Source organism: Burkholderia sp. MSMB2157WGS, from assembly GCF_001532755.1.
In the GTDB taxonomy this organism is placed as follows: domain Bacteria; phylum Pseudomonadota; class Gammaproteobacteria; order Burkholderiales; family Burkholderiaceae; genus Burkholderia.
The window spans coordinates 355220-370950 of sequence record NZ_LPJG01000053.1 but is presented as its reverse complement, the minus strand read 5'-3'; the positions used below and the strand labels follow the sequence as shown (position 1 = coordinate 370950).

The window sequence follows — 15731 nt, the reverse complement described above, 5'->3', positions numbered from 1 at the left end:
CCGGCGACGTCAGGCCGGCGCGACCGGCATGCCGGCCGTGTCGCCCGCCGCGCGATCGTGAAAGCGCTGGAACGCATCGAGCAGCCGCGCGCGCTGCGCGGCCAGCGACGGATCGCGCCTGTCGCGCGGCCGTGCGACGTCGACGTGGATTTCGTCGTCGATGCGGCCCGGGTTCGGCGCGAGCATCAGCACGCGATCGCCGAGATACAGCGCTTCGTCGAGATCGTGCGTGACGACGATCGCGGCCATCCGGTGCCGCTGGACGACATCGAGCAGCAGCGTCTGCAAGCGCATCCGGGTGATCGCGTCGACCGCGCTGAACGGTTCGTCGAGCAGCAGCAGATCCGGCTCGCCGAACAGCCCGCGCGCGATCGCGGCGCGCTGCGCCATCCCGCCCGACAACGTCGCCGGCAGTTGCCGCGCGACGCCGGCCAGGCCGACTTCGTCGAGCAATCGCGCGACGCTCGGGTCGCGTCCGCCCCGTGCACCGGACGCGAAGCCGACGTTGTCCGCGATCGACAGCCACGGCAGCAGCCGCGGCTCCTGAAAGATCACGCCGACGCGCGCGGACGGCCCGGCCAGCGCGCTGCCGTCGAGCGTCACGCTGCCGCGGAAATCCCGGTCCAGGCCCGCGACGATCCGCAACAGCGTGCTCTTGCCGCAACCGCTCGGGCCGACCACGCAGACGATCTCGCCGCGCGCGACCTGCAACGCGACGTCGGCCAGGATCGTGCGATCGCCGTACAGCTTGCGGGCGATCCGCAGGTCGAGCAGCGGCGTGGCGACGCCGGCGGTCGGGCGCACGGAAGGGTAGGCACTCATTGCCCGCCCTCGCGCGCCGCACCGCCGAACGCATCGCGCCAGCCGAGCCAGCGCGACTCGATGCGGCGCATCGCGCCGTCGGTCAGCTTGCCGAGCAGCGCGAGCAGCAGGATCGCGCCGAACACGAGATCGGGGCGCCCCGTTTCGCGGCCGTCGCTCAACAGGAAGCCGAGGCCGCGCGTGGCCGCGATCAGCTCCGCGGCGACCATGAACATCCACGCGAGACTGAGGCCGGTCCGCAGGCCGGTGACGATCTGCGGCAGCGCGGCCGGCAGCAGGATCCGACGGAACAGCGCGAGCGGGCCGAGCCGGTACACCGCGCCGAGCTCGACGAGCTTGCGGTCCACGTCGCGCATACCGGCGACCACCGCAAGGTGAACCGGAAAGAACGCGCCGATCGCGATCAGCGTGATCTTCGGCGCCTCGTCGATGCCGAGCCACAGCAGCAGCACCGGCACCCATGCGAGCGACGGAATCGCTCGCAGCGCCTGGAACGTCGGTTCGAACAGCGCATCGATCCGGCGGCTCAGGCCCATCGCCGCGCCGACGACGAGCGCGAGCCCGGCGCCGGCCGCAAACCCGGCCGCGACGCGCAGCGTGCTCGCACCGACGTGACGGGCGAGCCGCGTGGCGCCCATCCGCGCGAGCGTATCGAGAATCTCGCTCGGCGCCGGCACGAGATGATCCGGCAGCCAGCCGCGCCGCACCACGAACTCCAGCAGCACGAGCGCGACGAACGGCAGCGCGAGGCCCGCGATACGCCATGCGCGCAGCGGGTCGCGGCGGCCCGTGCGGGGCGGCGAAGCGGGTGGGTGCGACGCGAGCGCATCGCCGCGCGCGGCGGTGTCCGTCATCGGAGGCACGCTCAATGCGACGCGGCGACGATCGGGCGCGCGAACGACGGATCGATCAGCGCATCGACGATCTTCGCGGGATCGACGCCCGGCTTGGTCAACTGCTCGGCCGTCAGCACCGGCGCCGCGGCCTTCAGCGCCGCGCGCTGCGTGTCGCCCGGCACCGGGCCGCCGAAGTCGTTGCGCTGGAGTTGCAGTTTCGCGACCGGCAGCGACACCTTCGATTGGTCGGCGACGATCTGTGCGGTCTCGGCCGGATGCGCGACGATCCACTGGCGCGCGCGGTCGTAGACCTTCAGCACGCGCGTCACCGCCTGCGGATACTGGCTGGCGAACGCATCGCGAACATTCAGGAACCCGTACGTGTTGAACGCGACATTGCGGTACAGCAGGCGCGCGCCGTCGTCGAGCTGGGCGGCGGCCATGTGCGGATCGAGCCCGGCCCATGCGTCGACCTGTCCGTTCGCGAGCGCGGTGCGGCCGTCGGGATGCTGCAGGTTGACGATCTCGACGTCGTCGCGCGTCAGGCCGACCGTGTGCAGCGCGCGCAGCGTGAACAGGAACGGATCGGTGCCGCGCGTCGCGGCGATCTTCTTGCCCTTCAGATCGGCGAGCGAGCGGATCGGCGAATCCTTGCGCACCACGAGCGCCGTCCATTCGGGGCGCGAGAACACGTAGACGGTGTGGATCGGGTTGCCGTTCGCTCGTGCGAGCACCGACGCCAGCCCCGCGGCCGAGCCGAAATCGACCGCGCCGCTGTTCAGGTATTCGAGCGCGCGATTGCTGCCGAGGCTCAGCACCCAGCGAATCGCCGTGCCGTCGGCCTTGAATTCGTCGTCGAGCCAGCCGAAGTGGCGAACCACGAGACTCTCGGGCGAGTAATACGCATAGTCGACGCGGATTTCGGCGGGCGTCGCCGCGTGCGCGTGCATCGACGCGAGGCCGGCAAGCGCGGCAACGACGAGGGCCGCGGATTGCCACACGCGGGACCAGAACGGCTTCATCGGGGATTCTCCGGAAGAGCGGCAATGCGCCGCGAACAGGCTGGGAAGAGGGCTAGGGTCTGTTTACATATGGAACGCGCATGCGTTGCCACGAGAACGGCCGCTCGCGAGGCGCGCGACGCCGCGAATACTGACGTATTCGCAAGGAGCGCAACACGGCGAGCGGCCGTTCTCGTGGCAACCCCAAATTAAAGATCATGTCACGGGAATGCCCGAAATCGCCCGTATGGCGGCGTCGTTCGTCGCTTGTTTGGCGCGGCCAAACGGCGCTCCTCACTCCTTGCCCTACGAGCGATTTCGGGCATTCGCATGTGCGTTCCATATGTAAACAGACCCTAATGTAACGAAGCGCAGGCGATCCGTTAACGAAGAAATCCGCGATTGAACATGCACGTTGCTGATAAGCGCGCTTCGCGCAACTTTATGACGCACGCCGATTAATTTATCGCTTTATATCGCTTGGGATTGCCGGAGCGGAGGAACAGAATTTCCGCTGCCGGAACCCGGCGATCGCACGGCCACATTCGCTCGACGCCGCGCGGGTCGCGCAGGCACCTTCCCGGTTCCCGGCTTCACGACGACCTTGCCGTGCACTCGGCATCAAACTAAGGAATCCGATGAGTTCGATCGATCTGAGCCCCGTCACGCCGGTTTCTTCCCCCATCCGCTCGGCCAGCGACGTCGCGCGCCTCATCAACACCGTGGACAGTTCGGTCAGCCATGCGCGGATGATCGTGCTGCTGGCGCTCGGCGGCGTGTTTCTCGACGCGTACGACCTGACGACGCTGTCGTACGGCATCGACGACGTGGCGCGCGAATTCGGGCTGACGCCCGCGCTGACCGGGCTGGTCGGGTCGGCGATCATGATCGGCACGATCTTCGGCAGCCTGATCGGCGGCTGGCTGACCGACCGGATCGGCCGCTATCAGGTATTCATGGCCGACATGCTGTTCTTCGTGGTCGCGGCGATCGCGGCCGGGCTCGCGCCGAACGTCTGGGTGCTGATCGCCGCGCGTTTCGTGATGGGGCTCGGCGTCGGCATCGACCTGCCCGTCGCGATGGCGTTCCTCGCGGAATTCTCGAAGTTCAACGGCCGCGGCAACAAGGCGTCCCGGCTCGCCGCATGGTGCCCGATGTGGTACGTCGCGTCGTCGGTGTGCTTCCTGCTGATTTTCGGCCTGTATTTCCTGCTGCCGGCCGAGCATGCGGGATGGCTGTGGCGCGCGTCGCTGATCTTCGGCGCGGTGCCGGCGCTCGTCATCATCCTGTTCCGAAACCGCTTCATGAACGAATCGCCGCTGTGGGCCGCGAATCAGGGCGATCTGGCCAATGCCGCGCGCATCCTGCGCGAGTCGTACGGCATTCACGCGCACGAAGCAAACGACGCGCGACGCGAGCCGAGCCCGCCGCCCGTGCGGCTTCGCGTGCTGTTTCAGCGGCCGTATCTGGGGCGCACGATCGTCGCCAGCGTGATGAACCTGTGCATCCCGTTCGAATACACCGCGATCGCGTTCTTCCTGCCGTCGATCCTGTCGCAATTTCTGGGGGCGGGCGTGTTCGAGACGATCGCCGCATCGCTGGCGTTGAACGTGCTGTTCGCGTTCACCGGCGGCTTGCTCGGCATGCGTCTCGCGTATCGCTATCCGTCGCGTCATGTCGCGATCGCGGGGTTCGCGTTGCAAACGGTCGCGCTCGTCGCGCTGGCGCTCGCAGGGCATCCGCACGGCGCGCTGGCGGTGGGCGTCGTGCTGCTGATGCTCGGCACGTGGCTGTTCGCGGAAGGATTCGGGCCGGGCGCGCAGATGATGATCTATCCGACGCTGTCGTATCCGGCCGCGATTCGCGGCACCGGCGTCGGCTTCGGGCGGTCGCTGTGCGGCATCGGTCAGGCGCTCGCGCTGTTCGTGCTGCCGATTCTCCAGGCCCGGCTCGGCACCGACATGTTCTGGGTCGTCGCGGTCAGTGCGGTCACGCCGATCGCGTTTCTGCTGATCGTGCGGTACGAACCGACGGCGCACGACATCGACGACGAAAGCGTCGCGTAGGCGCCAGCGGGGACGCTCGCGTTCCCCGCCAAACACGAACGGCTTCGTCGGACTGCACGAAGCCGTTTGTGCTGGAGCCGGTCGCCGCGTGATGCGGACGGACCGGCATCGACATCTTGCCGTTACGCGTCGACCGTTTCCCGCTCGGCTTCGCGCTTGACCTGTTCGATATCGCGATACCGCGCGGCCGGATGCGCGTCGGGCAGTCGCGCCGAGCCGCCGAAGAGTTTTTCGCGCAGCGTGCCCGGCGCATACGCGGTCGGATACACGCCGCGGCGCTGAAGTTCGGGCACGAGGTGGCGTACGACATCCTCGAAGGTTTCATGCGCGACCGCATACGCGAGATTGAAGCCGTCGACGTCGGTCGCGGCCACCCATTCCTGCAGGATGTCCGCGACGGTCGCCGCCGACCCGACGAACACCGGGCCCATCCCGCCGATGCCGCCCCAGGCGGCCAACGCCTCGATCGTCCACGCGGTGTCGCCGCCCGACAGGTGCTCGACCGCCGACACGATCGCATTCGTTTCGACGCGCCTGACGGGATCGGTCGGCGCGTACTGGCCGAAGTCGATGCCGGTCCAGCCCGACATGAACACCAGCGAGCCGTCATACGACACGTAGCGCCGATACTCGTCGAACTTGGCCTGCGCCCGCTCGTCGGTCTCGTCGACGATCACCGTGACGAGGTTGTAGATCAGCACCTTCGCCGGGTCGCGTCCGGCGGCGGCGGCCTGCGCGCGCACGTCGGCCACGTAGCGCGCGAGCTGATCGCGGGTGGGCGCGGCGACGAACACGCATTCGGCGTGCTGCGCGGCGAACGCCTTACCGGGGCCCGACGCGCCGGCCTGGAACAGCACCGGCGTGCGCTGCGGCGACGGCTCGCACAGGTGATAGCCGGGCACGTCGAAGAAGCGGCCCTTGTGGCCGATCTCGTGCACTTTCTCGGGATGCGTGAACACGCGGCCGGCACGATCGCGCACCACCGCGCCGTCCTCCCAGCTGCCTTCGAACAGCTTGTACAGCACCTCGACGTACTCGGCCGCGACCGCATAGCGGTCGTCGTGCGTGCGCAACCCGCGATCGCCGACGTTCTTCGCGCCGCTCTCCAGGTACGACGTGACGATGTTCCATGCGAGCCGGCCCTTCGTGTGATGGTCGGCGGTCGACAGCCGGCGCGCGAACGTGTACGGGTGCTCGAACGTCGTCGACGCGGTGATGCCGATGCCGAGATGCTCGGTCGCCATCGCGATCGGCGCGGCCAGTTGCAGCGGATCGTTGACGGGGATCTGCGCGGCCTGGTGCAGCGCGTGATAGTTGCTGCCCTTGTACACGTCGTAGTAGCCGATCACGTCCGCGATGAAGATCGCGTCGAAGATCCCGCGCTCGAGCACGCGGGCCAGGTCGGTCCAGTAGTCGAGATCCTTGTATTGCCACGAGCGGTCGCGCGGATGCGCCCACAGGCCGGGCGACTGGTGGCCCACGCAGTTCATCTCGAACGCGTTGAAGCGGATCGTCTTGCTCATTGAGCCGCTCCCGTTTCCGCTTCCGCTCGCGCGCCGGCGTCCGCATGGGCGCTCGCACCGCTGCCCACACGCCAGACGAACGGCGGCGTGCGGCCGTTGATGATCCAGTCGCCGACGATGCGCGCCTTGTAGACGAGCGGATTGTGCGACGACACCGTGCGCGCGTTGCGCCAGTGGCGATCGAGCGCGGTCGTGCTGCGGGTCGCGGATGCGCCGAGCGCGTCGAACAGGCGCGTCGCCGCGCGCAGCACGAGTTCGGACACGACGAGCTGGCTCTGCGCGGATTCGATTTCGGCCGCGACGTTCGCGGCCTGCTCGGCCGCTTCGTCGCCGCCGAAGCGCGCTTCGTACGCCTGCTGAAGCGGTTGCGCGGCACGCAGCGCGAGCGCGTCGGCCGCGTACGCCCATGACGCGATCTCGCCGATCACCTGTTGCAGCTGGGCATCGTCGCCTGCGCGCTGCGCATTGCCGTGGCTGTACACGCGCGTGCGGTTGCGCACGAGCTCGCCCGCGTCGCGCACGATCGCGCGGCCGATGCCGGCCAGCGTCGCGACGTGAAACAGCTGGTAGAACGCGGTCTGGTACTTGAAGCGGCGTGCGAAATCGATCACGTTCTCCGCGTCGACCGCCGCATCCTCGAAACGCGTCGTGCCGCTGCCGGTGGTGGTCTGGCCGAAGCCGTCCCAGTCGTCCTCGCGGATCACGCCCGGCTGCGCGGTCGACACGGCGACGATCACGTCGCTGCCGTCGTGCGCGCGTTGCGCGAACACGTCGATCCAGTCGGCGAACAGGCTGCCGGTGCTGTAGAACTTGCGGCCGTTCAGCACGAGCCGGCCGTGCCGCTCCGACACCTTCGTGACGGTCTGGCCGAGCGGGACGTCGCCGGCTTCCGACCATGCGTTGCCGACGAGCTGGCCGCTCGCGAAGCGGTCGAGCCAGGTCGTGCGTTGCGGGCCGTCCGGCGCGTTCAGCCAGTCCTCGACGAACGCGAAGTGCCCGCGCAATGCCTGCGGCAAATTGGAATCGGCGGCGGCCAGCTCCGTCAGCAGCCGGAACAACTGCGGCAGCGACGCGCCGGCACCGCCGGCGCTCGCCGGCAGCCGTATCGCGCCGAAGCCGGCCGATTTCAGCCAGCCGATCGCCTCGTGCGGCAGTTCGCGGCGGCGTTCGCGCTCGGCGGTGCCGGCGGCGATGCGCGCGAAGATCGGCCGGAACCGGCTCGCGAGCGCATCGTAGTCGGTACCGGTGGAAAGGTCGGAGGCTGCGTGCGACGAAGTCATGCGGTATTCCTCGAAAGACGGGCCGTGTGCGCCGGGAGCCCAGTATAGGAAGCGCGACGCGAGCGTTCCAATAACGGATTCTCGGATCGTTATCGTCGCTGCGTATTACCGGGGCTGCGACCGCGACCGGGTGATGGCGCATCGACGTTCTCGCGTCCGTTGCGACGCCGAAACATCGGTTCGCCTGCGTCGGGCTCGACGTCGTTTGTTCTCCAAAGGAATATCGTTTCGAGAATCGCTCGGTTTTCCGGTGCACGTGGCGCTGCTAGATTGAATGCTTTCGCCATTCGACAGGAGAGACCGATGTCAGACACGAGCGCGACGATTCAGGAGCGGCCGGCCGACGCGCCGGCGCAGGCGGCGAACGTGATCGCCGACGATGCGCAAGCGCTTGCGGTCGCGCACGCGCTGGCACAACGCCTCGCGCAAGGGGCCGCCGAGCGCGATCGCGAGCGCCGCCTGCCGCGCGAGGAAATCGAATGGTTTTCGCAGTCGGGGCTGTGGGCGATCACGGTGCCGAAGGCATACGGCGGCGCGGGCGTATCGCATGTGACGCTCACCGAGGTGATCAAGATCGTCGCCGCGGCCGATGCGTCGCTCGGGCAGCTTCCGCAGAACCATTTCGGGCTGGTCGACGTGATCGCGCTCGTCGGCACCGACGCGCAGAAGCGTCATTTCTTCGCCGAAGTGCTGAGCGGCAAGCGGTTCGGCAACGGGTTTTCGGAGAAGGGCACGAAGCACGTGCTCGACCTGAAGACGCGCGTGCGCCGCGACGGCGACGACTACGTCGTCGACGGTACGAAGTTCTATTCGACCGGCGCGCTGTTCGCGCATTACGTGCCGGTGCTCGGGCTCGACGACGCGCGCCAGGCATGGCTTGCGTACGTGCCGCAACCGACGCCGGGGCTGACCGTGATCGACGACTGGTCGGGATTCGGGCAGCGCACGACCGCGAGCGGCACGGTCGTGCTCGACGCGGTGCGCATCCCGGCATCGCACGTGCTGCCCGCGCAGCGCGTGTCGGACGTGCCGACGCTCAACGGTCCGCTGTCGCAGATCATCCAGGCGGCGATCGACGCGGGTATCGCGAAGGCGGCCATCGACGATACGCTCGCGTTCGTGCGGACCCGCACGCGGCCGTGGGTCGACAGCGGCGTCGAGCGGGCGGTGGACGATCCGTTGACGATTCGCGAAATCGGTGGCCTGCATATCCAGCTGCATGCGGCCGACGCGTTGCTCGAACGCGCGGCGCGCACGCTCGACGAGATCGCGGCAAAGGGAGACGTGACCGAAGACGATGTCGCGCGGGCGTCCGTCGCGGTCGGCGAAGCGAAGGTGCTGACGACCGAGGTCGCGCTGCTCGCGGGCGAGAAGCTGTTCGAGCTGGCCGGTACGCAGTCGACGCTCGCCGAGCACAACCTCGACCGGCATTGGCGCAACGCGCGCACGCATACGCTGCACGATCCGGTGCGCTGGAAATATCACCTCGTCGGCAACTACTACCTGAACGGCGCGCGCCCGGCGCGGCATGCGTGGAATTGAGCGTCGGCGGTCGGACGCCGGCAGCGCGCTGCCGGCGAGCGTGAAACCCGGCGCGCCGATCGCCGTCGCCGGCGCGGCAGTCGCCCGGCGCGACGTCGACGCCGCCTGACGCGCGACGACGCGGCTCGCGCGTCCCGTGCGCGACCTATGCCTGAACCCCCACCCGATACCGGGTGGTTTGCCGATAGACGTCGCCCGGACGCACGATCGCTTCGTCGCGCAAGCCGTCCATGTTGACCTGATCCGGAAAGCCGCCCGCCTCGACGCACAGTGCCGCGTGTCGGGCGCACCGCGTGCCGCCGCTCACGCGCACGTCGTCGAGATAGTTGCCCGTATAGAGCTGCAGGCCGCGCTGATCGGTCGACACGGTCAACTCGCGGCCGCTCTCCGGATCGTAGACGCGTGCGACCGGCCGGACCTCGCGTGCTCCGTTGCCCACGACGAAGCAGTGATCGAAGCCGCGTGCGCGCGCCAGTTGCGCATGCGGCCAGTCGAGGCGCGCGCCGAGCGGCGCGCTTTGCCGGAAATCGAACGCCGTGCCCGTCACGTCGGCCGTCCCGATCGGGATCAGCGCATCGTCCACTTCGAGGAACGCGTCGGCGTCGATGTGCAGCAGATGGCCGCGCACGTCGCTGCCCGCGCGCCCGTTCAGGTTGAAGTAGCTGTGATTCGTCAGGTTCAGCGGCGTCGGCGCATCGGTCCAGCCCGTATAGTCGATCGTCAGCGTGCCGTCGTCGTCGAGTGTGTAACGAACCCGCACGCTCACGTTGCCCGGGAATCCCGCGTCGCCTTCCGGCGAATCGAGCCGCAGCGTCAGCCCGCCGTTATCGTCGAGCACGTCCCACCGTGCACGATGAAATCCGTTCGCGCCGCCGTGCAGCAGGTTGCCGTTCTCGTTGCGGTCGAGCAGGTAGTCGACGCCGTCGAGCGTGAAGCGCGCGCCGGCGATCCGGTTCGCCCATCGGCCGATCGTCGCGCCGAGATAGACGCCGGATTCGAGGTACTCGGCCGGCGTGTCGTGCGCGAGCACGATATCGGCAAAGCGCCCCGTGCGGTCGGGCGCGAGCCACGACACGACGGTCGCGCCGAGGTCGCTGACGACGACGCGCATCCCGTGCGCGTTGCGCAGCGTATAGCGCCGCACGGGCTCGCCGTCGGGCAACGCGCCCCACGGCTCGGCATGCACGCGGGCCACGCCGGGCGTCAGGTATGAGGAATCGGTATCGATGTGCATGAGTGGATGTCGGATGGGCGGCGGGCGTCAGTTCGTGGCGGCCGCGCGTTCCTGATATTCGCGCGGCGTGCAGCCGAGTTCGCGCCTGAACACCGCGTACATGTACTGAAGCGACGTGAACCCGCAACGGATCGCGACTTCGGCGCTCGACGCCTGCCGGCCGGCGAGCAGCGCCTGCGCGGCTTCGAGCTTGTGGCGCAGGATCTCCTGGTGCACGGTGCGCTGCAGTTCGCGCCGGAAGTGCTCCTCGAGCAGCGAGCGCGATACGCCGACATAGTCGGCGACCTGTTCGGTCTTGATCCCCTGGCACGCGTACTGGCGGATGAAATGCCGCGCACGCATCACGTGCGGGCTCGCGAGCGGCTGGTGGCGCGTCGATTCGAGCACGTTGATGCCGACCGGCGGCACGAGAATCCGCTGCCCAGGAAAGCGCGCGCCGCGCAGCATCCGGTGCAGCAGGTGCGCGGCGGTGCGGCCCATTTCCTCGGTGCCCTGGATCACCGACGACAACGGAATGCGCGTCAGCGTGCGCGTGAGCGGATCGTTGTCGATACCGATGATCGCGACCTGTTCCGGCACCGCGATGCCGGCGATCAGGCACGCCTGCAGCAGGTGCCGCGCGCGCGCATCGGTCACCGCGATCACGCCGACCGGCTTCGGCAGCGCATGCAGCCAGTCGATCAGTTGTTCGATCGCGTGATTCCAGCCCGACGCGCTCGTCGACAGCCCGCGGTAGATCGGCGCGTCGAGCCCGTCCGCGCGCGCGAGCCGGTCGAACGCCAGTTCGCGCTGCTGCGCCCAGCGGTTCTCCTGCGCGACCGGCAGGCTGTACATCGCGAAATGCGCGAGTCCCGCCCCGATCAGGTGCGTATAGGCGAGCGACACGAGCTTCGGGTTGTCCGTCGCAATATATGGGACGCCTTCCGGGTATTGCGCCGGATCCTCGTACGACGATCCGATCGCGACGATCGGCAGCGGCGAACCGGCGAGCGCGTCGGCGACGGCGGGGTCGTCGAAGTCCGCGATGATGCCGTCGCCGTCGAAACGCTCGATCCCGGTGAGCCGGCAGCGGAAATCGTCTTCGAGGAAGAGATCCCATACGACGCGTGTCGTGTGCAGATATTGGCCGATGCCGCTGATGATCTCGCGGTCGTAGACCTTGTTCGCGTTGAACAGCAGCGCGATGCGGTGCGGTGTCTGGGCGGATGGGGCGCGTGTCATCTCGGTGTCGGGTGAGCGCGTCGGGCGCCGTTGTCTCCGGGGCGCGCTCATGGAGGCGGCGCGCGGTGTACGGCGATTGTAGGACGGAACCTGCGCCGCGCGAACGCGGCTGGCAAGAAACATCAAGCGTGCTGCGCAATTTCGCAATTGCCGGCCGGCAGGCGCGCGGGCACGATCCAGCCAACGAATTCGGCCGCGTGCGTCATCCCGACGTGCGTTGCGCTGCAACAAGAACCTGCACGGAGACGCCATGTCGTATTTCGAACACATTCCCGCGATTCGCTACGAAGGCCCGCAGTCGGACAACCCGCTCGCCTATCGCCATTACGACCCCGAGCGACGCGTGCTCGGCAAGACGCTCGCCGAGCATCTGCGGATCGCGGTCTGCTACTGGCACACGTTCGTGTGGCCGGGCCACGACATCTTCGGGCAGGGCGCGTTTCAGCGGCCGTGGCAGCAGCCCGGCGACGCGCTCGAACGCGCGCGGATGAAGGCCGACGCCGCATTCGAGTTCTTCACGAAGCTCGGCACGCCGTTCTATACGTTTCATGACACCGACGTCGCGCCGGAAGGCGACAGCCTGCGCGAATACGCGGCCAATTTCGCGCGGATGGTCGACTATCTCGCCGAGCGTCAGCAGGCAACCGGCGTGCGGCTGTTATGGGGGACCGCGAACCTGTTTTCGCACCCGCGCTTCGCGGCCGGCGCCGCGACGAACCCGAACCCCGACGTGTTCGCGTGGGCCGCGACCCAGGTGCGCCATGCGCTCGACGCGACCCATCGGCTCGGCGGCGAGAGCTACGTGCTGTGGGGCGGCCGGGAAGGCTACGAGACGCTGCTCAATACCGACCTGAAGCGCGAGCGCGACCAGTTCGCCCGCTTCCTGTCGATGGTCGTCGAGCACAAGCACCGGATCGGCTTCAAGGGTGCGCTGCTGATCGAGCCGAAGCCGCAGGAGCCGACCAAGCATCAGTACGACTACGACGTGGCGACGGTGCACGGCTTCCTCGTGCAGTACGGACTGCAGAACGAGATCCGCGTGAACATCGAAGCCAATCACGCGACGCTCGCGGGCCATTCGTTCCATCACGAGATCGCGAACGCATTCGCGCTCGGCGTGTTCGGCAGCGTCGACGCGAACCGCGGCGATCCGCAGAACGGCTGGGACACCGACCAGTTCCCGAACAGCGTCGAGGAACTGACGCTCGCGTTCTACGAGATCCTGCGCCACGGCGGCTTCACGACCGGCGGGATGAACTTCGACGCGAAGGTGCGGCGCCAGAGCATCGATCCGGAAGACCTGTTCTACGGTCACGTCGGTGCGATCGACGTGCTCGCGCTCGCGCTCGAACGCGCGGCGGTGCTGGTCGAGAACGACCGGCTCGACGCACTGCGCCGGCAGCGCTACGCGCAGTGGGACAGCGAGTTCGGCCGCAAGATCCTGTCGGGCGGCTATACGCTGGAGTCGCTGGCGGCCGACGCGCTCGCGCGGGGCGTCAACCCGCGGCATGCAAGCGGCGCGCAGGAGCGGCTCGAGAACATCGTGAACCAGGCGATCTACGGGCTGCGCTGACGCCATGTACATCGGACTCGATCTCGGCACGTCGGGCGTGAAGGCGGTGCTGCTCGACCGCGACGGCGCGGTGCGCGCAAGCGCGGGCCGCCCGCTCGCGGTGAGCCGGCCGCAGCTGCGCTGGTCCGAGCAGGCGCCGCGCGACTGGTGGGACGCCGCATGCGGCGCGCTCGCCGCACTCGTGTCGGACGCGCGCACGGCCGGCATCGACCCGCACGACATCGATGCGCTCGGCCTGACCGGACAGATGCACGGCGCGACGCTGCTCGATGCCCACGGCGACGTGCTGCGCCCCGCGATCTTGTGGAACGACGGCCGCGCGGATGCCGAGTGCGAGGAACTCGAACGGCTCGCGCCCGCGCTGCGCACGGTGGCCGGCAATATCGCGATGCCGGGCTTCACGGCGCCCAAGCTGCTGTGGGTGCGCCGTCACGAGCCCGACGTGTTCGCGCGCATCGCCTACGTGCTGCTGCCGAAGGATTATCTGCGCTACCGGCTGACCGGCGCGTTCGCGACCGATCCGTCGGACGCCGCCGGCACGCTGTGGCTCGACGTCGCGAAGCGCGACTACGACGACACGTTGCTCGCGGCCTGCGGGCTGTCGCGTGCACAGATGCCGGCCGTCTTCGAGGGCAATCGCATCACCGGCACGCTGCTGCCGGCCGTCGCGCGAGCGCTCGGCCTGCGCGAGATCCCGGTGGTGGCCGGCGGCGGCGACAACGCGGCCGGCGCGGTGGGCGTCGGGATCGTGCGGCCCGGCGACGCGCTGCTGTCGCTCGGCACGTCGGGCGTGTATTTCGCGGTGTCGGACGGGTTCCGCGCGAATCCCGAATCGGCGGTGCACAGCTTCTGCCATGCGCTGCCGGATACGTGGCACCTGATGTCCGTGATGCTGAACGCGGCCGGCTGCGTCGACTTCACCGCGCAACTGGCCGGTTACGACGGCGTCGCGGCGCTGCTCGACGATGCGGAAACGAACGCACGCGCGAGCCGCCCGTGGTTCCTGCCGTACCTGAGCGGCGAGCGCACGCCGCACAACGACGTGAACGCGAAGGGTGTGTTCTACGGGCTCACGCCGGACACGCGGCGCGCGGATCTCGCGAACGCGACGCTCGAAGGCGTCGGCTTCGCGCTGCTCGACGGCATCGACGCGCTGCACGCGGCCGGGCTCGCGCCCGACAACATCACCGTGATCGGCGGCGGCTCGCGCAGCGCGTACTGGACGCAGATGCTCGCGGACCTGAGCGGCCGTGCGCTGACGCTGCGCGCGGGCGGTGAAGTGGGGCCGGCGCTCGGCGCCGCGCGTCTCGCACATCTCGCGCTCGAACCCGATGCGGCGCTCGCCGACGTGTGTCCACAACCGCCGGTCGTCGCGGTGCGCGAGCCCGACTCCGCGCGGCACGCGTGGTATCGCGACGTGCGGCGGCCGACGTTTCGCGCGCTGTATCGTGCGCTCGAACCGGTGTTTGCGACGGGCGCTTGACGCACGTCGCCGTGATTCGATGCGGGCGGTGCAATCCGGCGGCCGCCCGCGGTTCGTGAGGTGGTTCCATAACAAGGAGTGGAGACATGAAATCCGTGACGCGTCGTACCGTATTGAGTTCGCTTGCCGGCGCCGCCGCGCTGGCGATCCTCGCGCTGGGCACGCCGCTCGCCCACGCGAGCAAGGACAAGCCCGAGATCGGCTTCTGTATCGACGACCTGCGCGTCGAGCGCTGGTCGCGCGATCGCGACTATTTCGTCGCGGCCGCGACGAAGCTCGGCGCGAAGGTGTCGGTGCAGTCGGCCGATGCGAGCGAGGAGCGGCAGATTTCGCAGATCGAGAACCTGATCTCGCGCGGCGTCGACGTGATCGTGATCGTGCCGTTCAACTCGAAGACGCTCGGCAACGTCGTCGCCGAAGCGCGCAAGGCCGGCATCAAGGTCGTGTCGTACGATCGCCTGATCCTCGACGCGGACGTCGACGCCTATATCTCGTTCGACAACGAGAAGGTCGGCGAGCTGCAGGCGCAGGGCGTGTTCGACGCGAAGCCGAAGGGCAATTATTTCCTGCTGGGCGGCGCGCCGACCGACAACAACGCGAAGATGCTGCGCGAAGGGCAACTGAAGGTGCTCAAGCCCGCGATCGACCGCGGCGACATCAAGGTCGTCGGCCAGCAGTGGGTGCCCGAATGGAGCGCGTCGACCGCGCTGCGGATCGTCGAGGACGCACTGACCGCGAACAACAACAAGATCGACGCGATCGTCGCGTCGAACGACGGCACGGCCGGCGGCGCGATCCAGGCGCTCGCCGCGCAGCATCTGGCCGGCAAGGTGCCGGTGTCCGGGCAGGATGCGGATCTGGCCGCGGTCAAGCGCGTGATCGCCGGCACGCAGACGATGACCGTGTACAAGCCGCTGAAGCTGATCGCGAGCGAAGCCGCGAAGCTCGCGGTCGATCTCGCGAAGGGCACGAAGCCCGCGTTCAACGCGCAATACGACAACGGCAAGAAGAAGGTCGATACGGTGCTGCTGCAGCCGACGCTGTTGACCAAGCGCAACGTCGACGTCGTCGTGAAGGACGGCTTCTATACCCAGGCCCAGCTGGCGAGCCAGTAAGCGTACGACGCGCGGTCGCCGCGACGGCGGCCGCG

At 68.6% G+C, this 15731-nt stretch carries 12 protein-coding genes; 5 read left to right on the top strand and 7 right to left on the bottom strand.

Annotated elements, in window-relative coordinates; all coding sequences use genetic code 11:
- Nucleotides 1-9: 9 nt before the first annotated feature.
- The 3 genes from WT53_RS31215 to WT53_RS31205 are packed head-to-tail and all read right to left on the bottom strand — an operon-like array spanning nt 10 to nt 2680.
- On the bottom strand, nt 10-822 hold the full coding sequence (locus WT53_RS31215) for an ABC transporter ATP-binding protein (RefSeq protein WP_060262666.1): 813 nt from the start codon (nt 820-822) through the stop codon (nt 10-12).
- Complete coding sequence (locus WT53_RS31210; RefSeq protein ID WP_034209072.1) at nt 819-1676, bottom strand: ABC transporter permease; 858 nt, start codon at nt 1674-1676, stop codon at nt 819-821. The genes WT53_RS31215 and WT53_RS31210 overlap by 4 nt, the downstream gene beginning before the upstream one ends.
- A gap of 11 nt (nt 1677-1687) precedes the next feature.
- Nucleotides 1688-2680 carry an aliphatic sulfonate ABC transporter substrate-binding protein gene (locus tag WT53_RS31205; protein WP_034209073.1) on the bottom strand — a complete coding sequence of 331 codons (993 nt, stop codon included), beginning with the start codon at nt 2678-2680 and terminating at the stop codon, nt 1688-1690.
- Nucleotides 2681-3297: 617 nt separating this feature from the next.
- Here WT53_RS31205 and WT53_RS31200 point away from each other — a divergent pair.
- On the top strand, nt 3298-4725 hold the full coding sequence (locus WT53_RS31200) for an MFS transporter (RefSeq protein WP_059781750.1): 1428 nt from the start codon (nt 3298-3300) through the stop codon (nt 4723-4725).
- 122 nt (nt 4726-4847) lie between these two features.
- Here the strand turns inward: WT53_RS31200 and WT53_RS31195 are convergent, their stop codons facing one another.
- Together WT53_RS31195 and WT53_RS31190 are read right to left on the bottom strand one after the other, a co-directional pair.
- Nucleotides 4848-6248 (bottom strand): LLM class flavin-dependent oxidoreductase, encoded by a 1401-nt coding sequence (locus tag WT53_RS31195; RefSeq protein WP_034209075.1) that lies wholly within the window; start codon nt 6246-6248, stop codon nt 4848-4850.
- On the bottom strand, nt 6245-7528 hold the full coding sequence (locus WT53_RS31190; RefSeq protein WP_034209076.1) for an acyl-CoA dehydrogenase family protein: 1284 nt from the start codon (nt 7526-7528) through the stop codon (nt 6245-6247). Before WT53_RS31190 ends, WT53_RS31195 begins: the two co-directional genes overlap by 4 nt.
- Nucleotides 7529-7831: 303 nt before the next feature.
- On the opposite strand from WT53_RS31190, the gene WT53_RS31185 reads away from it, so the two are divergent.
- Nucleotides 7832-9070, top strand: a complete 1239-nt coding sequence (locus WT53_RS31185) for an SfnB family sulfur acquisition oxidoreductase (RefSeq protein ID WP_034209077.1) — start codon at nt 7832-7834, stop codon at nt 9068-9070.
- 145 nt (nt 9071-9215) lie between these two features.
- On the opposite strand, the gene WT53_RS31180 is transcribed toward WT53_RS31185, so the two are convergent.
- Nucleotides 9216-10304 carry an aldose epimerase family protein gene (locus tag WT53_RS31180; protein ID WP_034209078.1) on the bottom strand — a complete coding sequence of 363 codons (1089 nt, stop codon included), beginning with the start codon at nt 10302-10304 and terminating at the stop codon, nt 9216-9218.
- Between the two features lie 27 nt (nt 10305-10331).
- Nucleotides 10332-11525, bottom strand: a complete 1194-nt coding sequence (locus WT53_RS31175; protein ID WP_034209079.1) for a DNA-binding transcriptional regulator — start codon at nt 11523-11525, stop codon at nt 10332-10334.
- A gap of 250 nt (nt 11526-11775) precedes the next feature.
- Between WT53_RS31175 and xylA the strand changes: the two genes are divergently transcribed.
- The 3 genes from xylA to xylF all read left to right on the top strand — a co-directional run bounded on the left by xylA (nt 11776) and on the right by xylF (nt 15696).
- Nucleotides 11776-13098 (top strand): xylose isomerase, encoded by a 1323-nt coding sequence (gene xylA / locus WT53_RS31170; protein ID WP_060262685.1) that lies wholly within the window; start codon nt 11776-11778, stop codon nt 13096-13098.
- A gap of 4 nt (nt 13099-13102) precedes the next feature.
- Nucleotides 13103-14581 carry a xylulokinase gene (xylB, locus tag WT53_RS31165; protein ID WP_034209080.1) on the top strand — a complete coding sequence of 493 codons (1479 nt, stop codon included), beginning with the start codon at nt 13103-13105 and terminating at the stop codon, nt 14579-14581.
- A gap of 86 nt (nt 14582-14667) precedes the next feature.
- Nucleotides 14668-15696 (top strand): D-xylose ABC transporter substrate-binding protein, encoded by a 1029-nt coding sequence (xylF, locus tag WT53_RS31160; RefSeq protein ID WP_027786572.1) that lies wholly within the window; start codon nt 14668-14670, stop codon nt 15694-15696.
- Nucleotides 15697-15731: the final 35 nt, after the last annotated feature.